Here is a 278-nt window from a genome sequence, read left to right on the forward strand (position 1 = left end):
TCGGCGTACTTCATCAGCGTTTCACGCAACGCAGTGGTGTCGTAATAGCTGACTTCGTCGGGACGCCTCTTCACGAGATCGGCCGCAAGCGTGCGCATACGCGGCGAGAAAAATCCCTGCTGTCCCTCGACCAGCGTGCGCGTTGCCGCCCACGCGCTCGACCACTTGCGCGCCATGTCTTCACAGCCCGGATAGACGGGCAGCAGGGAACGGACATGCGAGAAAACATCCGCGGGTTGACTTATCGTGTTCCAGAATCCGCGTAGCGCCTCCACCCG

1 pseudogene is annotated in these 278 nt (G+C 61.5%); it reads right to left on the bottom strand.

Annotated features, from left to right (window positions below):
- Window positions 1-278, bottom strand: a pseudogene (locus SB753_RS36820) (patatin-like phospholipase family protein); the annotation flags it as partial.

It is taken from the genome of Paraburkholderia sp. SIMBA_053, assembly GCF_046534895.1.
GTDB lineage: Bacteria > Pseudomonadota > Gammaproteobacteria > Burkholderiales > Burkholderiaceae > Paraburkholderia > Paraburkholderia caledonica.